Genomic DNA, 1,667 nt, shown 5'->3' with positions numbered 1-1,667 from the left:
GCTGAGCTGGCGGGTCGGGGTTCCGGCGCAGCGACAATTCTGATTCAATCCCCTGCATGTCACCGGCCCCGGATCTTGATGGCCTGTCGAACGCCGATCTGAAGCGGTTGGTGCTGGAGCTGTTGGGCCGCGTCGCCGAGCTGGAGCGGCTGGCTGCCGCCCAGCGCGAGGAGATCGCCCGTCTCAAGAACCTTAAAGGACGTCCAACCATCAAGCCGCGCACGCCCAGCGGCATGGACACCCACACACCTTCGCCTGGGTCAAGCCGCAAGCCCGGGCGGCGCGGCCCCAAAGCCTCGCAGATCACGATCCATGAGGAGCGTGTCATGCGTGCCGCCGTTCCGGCCGGATCGCGCTTCAAGGGCTATGAGGACTTTCTGGTTCAGGACCTGATCGTGCGATCCCACGGGATCCGCATTCGTCGCGAGCGCTGGCTGACCCCGGACGGCCGTACCCTTGTGGCGCCGCTGCCGGATGGCATCGTCGGGCATTTCGGGCCAGACCTGCACCGCTATGTGCTGGCGCTCTACCATCAGGGTCAGCTCACCATCGCGCGGCTGGTCGAGCATCTCACCCTGCTGGGCGTGCTGATCTCCAAGCGGCAGGTCGTGCGGTTGCTCAGCGATGCGAGCGGGTTATTCCGCGACGAGGCGATGGCGGTGCTGCGGGCCGGATTGAGGAGCGCGCGCTGGATCAGTGTCGATGACACAGGCGCACGGCATCAGGGCCGCAACGGCACCTGCACCCAGATCGGCAATGACCACTTCACCTGGTTTGGCACCACCGCCTCCAAGAGCCGGCTCAACTTCCTCGAGCTTCTACGAGCGGGCCACACAGATTACGTCATCAACGCTGACGCGCTTGCCTACCTGCGCCGGCGAGCCTTGCCGCAGCCTCTGATCGCGCGTCTGGCGCAAGCGTCCGAGACGGACTTCCGCGATGCCCCGGCCTGGCAGCGTCATTTGGAACAGGTGGCGATGCCCAGCCGGCCCGACACGCTCGATCCCGTCCGTCTGGCCACCGAAGGAGCCGTGTGGGGCAGCATCAAGGCGCACGGCCTTCTGCCGAACACGGTGATCGTCAGCGACGATGCCGGCCAGTTCGAGGTTGGAGAGCACGCGTTGTGCTGGGTGCATGCCGAGCGGCTGATCCATCAGCTCGACACCTTTACGGATCATCAGCGCGCGGCCCAGAAGCGGATGCGGCGGCTGGTGTGGTGGTTCTACCGGGATCTGAAGCTCTATCGTCAGGCACCAACCCGCCGCCGCCGAACGCAGTTGCGGGCGCGCTTTGATCGGATCTTCACGAGGCGAACCGGCTTTGCCACCCTTGATCGGCTGCTGAGACGGCTGCGAGCCAACAAGGCGGAACTGCTGCGGGTGCTGGAGCGCCCCGAGATCCCGCTGCACACCAACGGGTCCGAGAACGACATCCGGGCTCAGGTCATTCGGCGCAAGATCAGCGCCGGCACGCGCTCCGACACGGGGCGGGACTGCCGCGATGCATTCCTCGGATTGAGCAAGACCTGTCGCAAGCTGGGAGTGTCATTCTGGAGCTATCTTGGCGATAGACTGGGAATTGCTGATGCGCCAGCCGTCCCGCGCCTGGCAGATCTGGTCAGCGACCGCTGCTCCTTAGCGTGATCGCCAACGGTTTTGCCCCTATTA

General features: G+C 65.3%; 1 protein-coding gene. It reads left to right on the top strand.

Annotated features, from left to right (window positions below; all coding sequences use genetic code 11):
- Window positions 1–56 precede the first annotated feature (56 nt).
- Window positions 57–1,643: an IS66 family transposase gene (locus FS320_RS42965; protein ID WP_152718598.1), complete on the top strand. Its 1,587-nt coding sequence runs from the start codon at window positions 57–59 to the stop codon at window positions 1,641–1,643.
- The last annotated feature ends 24 nt before the right edge of the window (window positions 1,644–1,667 follow it).

The organism is Microvirga tunisiensis (genome assembly GCF_009296175.1).
Lineage (GTDB): Bacteria > Pseudomonadota > Alphaproteobacteria > Rhizobiales > Beijerinckiaceae > Microvirga > Microvirga tunisiensis.
This window is presented reverse-complemented; position numbering and strand designations above follow the sequence as displayed.